This is a genomic window from Undibacterium sp. TC9W, assembly GCF_049339865.1.
GTDB lineage: Bacteria > Pseudomonadota > Gammaproteobacteria > Burkholderiales > Burkholderiaceae_D > Undibacterium.
Map to the genome: position 1 here is coordinate 1 of NZ_JBMPPJ010000051.1, position 3,038 is coordinate 3,038.

Annotated in this window: 1 protein-coding gene; it reads left to right on the forward strand. The window is 56.6% G+C overall.

Annotated elements, in window-relative coordinates:
* The coding region (locus tag ACO0LN_RS30155; RefSeq protein ID WP_422980426.1) for a beta strand repeat-containing protein at nucleotides 1-3,038 on the forward strand (3,038 nt) is incomplete at both ends.

Consider the following 3,038-nt stretch of genomic DNA (forward strand, 5'->3'; position numbering starts at 1 on the left):
ACCTCAGCCACCTACGACGTCACCACCCACATCCTGACCGTCACCGGCACCGGCCTCGTCAGCACCCTCGGTGCCACCAATGACATTACCGTCTCTGCCCTGACCATCAAAGGCGAAGGCGGTGTCGTCCGGACTTTGTCGACCACCGGCAACGTCGAAGTCACCTCCGCCACCAGCTTTGCTGTAACACTGGCCGGTGCCGACCAAAATGCCGTTCAAGGCCTGTTTAACAAGAACGGCACGACCTCAACCGGTGGTACCACCTACAACCTGGCCGCAGCAGACGACTGGGACAGCGTCATTACCGGTGGCGACATCGCTGTCACCACGGCCCCGATTACCGTCTCCAATGTCGCAGTGCCGACCATCACCTCCTCGGTCTACAACGCCAGCACCGGCTTGCTGACCGTCACAGGTACCGGCCTGACCGGTCTGACAGGGGCAAACAACGACATCGTTGCCAACAAATTCAGCCTGCAAGGCGAAGGCGGGGCCAGCTACACCCTCACCACCACCAGCAATGTCGAGATTACCTCCGCCACCTCCTTCACAATGACGCTCAGTGCTGCGGACAGGTTGGGTGCCAATCTCATCATGAACAAGAATGGCACCAGCTCCACCAGTGTCAATACGTACAACCTGATCGCGAACGAAGACTGGAATGCCGGTGCCGATGCAGCTGTCGTCATTGCCGACCTGACCGGTAATAACGTTACCGTTACCAATGTGGTGGCACCTACCGTCACCTCGGCTACCTACAACGTCGGCACGGGCGTGCTGGTCGTCACAGGTAATAACTTCCTGAGCCTGACAGGGGCCAACAATGACATTACCGCCAACCGTATCCGCTTCCTGGGCCAGGGTGCCTTTAACTACACCCTGACCAATACCCCGAATATAGACATCACCTCCAACACCAGCTTCACCATGACCATGAGTGTCACCGACAAGGCGCAACTGGCACTGAGGCTCAACAAGGATGGCAATGCTTCCAGTGACGGCACCACCTACAACATCGGCATGCTGGAAGACTGGAATACCGGTGCCGCTACTGCTGTCGTCATCGCTGATCTGTTTGGCAATTTCATTACCGTCACCGGTAACAACGTCGCTCCCGTCATCGGTGGTGTCGTCGCTGGCCAGACCGTGACCGAAACCACCACGGTTTCTCCGTTTGCAGCGGTCACCATCACCGATCCGGATGTGGGTGCTTCCGAAACCATCATCATCAGCCTCGATACCGCAGCCAAAGGCGCTTTCACCGCTGCCTCCCTGGCAGCCACAGGTTTCTCAACCGCCGATGGTGGCCTGACCTATACCCATGCAGCCGGTACCCCGGCTGCCGTTGAGGCAGCTATCCGTGGCCTGGTGTTCCAGCCGGCTGCGGGCCGTGTCCCTGTAGGCGGCACAGAAACCACCACCTTCACCATCAGCGCCAATGATGGTATTGCTTCTGCCGTACTCAATAACACCACCACCGTGATTGCGACGGGTGTCAATGCCGCGCCGACCAATATCACCTTGTCAAATGCTGCTGTCCAGCAGGGTTCTGCTGACAATACCAGTGTGGGTACTTTGACAGCGGTTGACCCGAATCCGGGTGATACCGCCAGTTTTACCCTGGTGAGTGGTAATGGGACGAATGACAAGGACAACAGTAAATTCACCATCTCGGGCAATACTCTGGTGGCGAAGAACCCTGTGGGCATGACACCGGGCAATTACAGTATCTTTGTGAGAGCCACGGATGCCATGGGTTCTGCCTATGAAAAGAACTTCATCATCGCCGTTGGTGACAATGTCGCTCCAACCGCGACCGGTATTACCCGCATCCAACCTGAAAACACCAGCCTGGGCACGATAGACTACAAAGTCACGTTCAGTGAAGCGGTGACGGGCGTGAATGCGGCAGCCTTTGTACTGGCCACTACCGGCAGCGCAACGGGGACCATCAGCAATGTCACGCAGCTTGATCCTTCTACCTATAGCGTCAGGATCACGGGATTGACCGGTGATGGGACACTGGGCCTGAATCTGAAGAATGCCGGTACTGGCATTGTGGATACGTCCAGCCTGGCCCTGAATGGTGGCTTTACCGGGCAGTTGTATCAGGTCGATCATACGGCGCCGACGACGGGTATTGGTTCCGTGCGCCTGTCGAATGATGATGGTGTCAGTGGCACTGACTTCATCACCACCATCAGTGACCAGGCCATTTCCGGCAACCTCACCGCAGGTCTGGCAGTGGGCGAAACCGTACAAGTCTCGCTCGACAATGGTGCCAACTGGATTAATGCGCTGGCGACCATCGGTGGCACTGGCTGGAGTTTGCCAAATCAATTGCTGAGTGGCAATAACACGCTCAAAGTCAGGGTGGTAGATCTGGCGGGCAATAGCGGGCCGACCTTCTCGCAGGCCTTCAGCATCAACCCTAATACTGACAATCCTGGCACGAGCGGCTCGGATGCGGATGGCGATGGCATCCTGCAGCGGGTAGAAGCAGAAGTGCCCAATTTACTGGGTGCTGGCAATGGCGATGGGAATGGTGACGGCATACCGGATCAGTCACAGAAGAATGTCAGTTCGCTGTTGTGGAATAGCAATACTGCCGCGAATAACCATTATGTGACGCTGGCGAACAATAACTTCCTGTCACAAACCAATGTGAACACCACGGTAGCGCCCGCCACACTGCCAGCAGAACTGAGCATGCAGTATGGCATGATCACTACCCAGCTGACTGGCCTGGCTGCGGGGCAGGAAACCACGATGTCGCTCTATACCGATGCGATGGGCCCGGTGAATGGCTACTGGGTACAGGACAAGGCTGGCACCTGGACGAATATCGCCACGAATATTGCGACAGTGAACGGCAAGCTGAAAGTGGACTTCAAGATCACGGACGGTGGCATCTTTGATACTGACGGCAAGGTTGATGGCAAAATCAGCCTCACTGGTGGCCTGGGCTTTAAAACCACGGTGCCAACCAATCCAAGCACTTCTTTGCCGGGCGACAAGGATGGTGATGGCATCCCGGA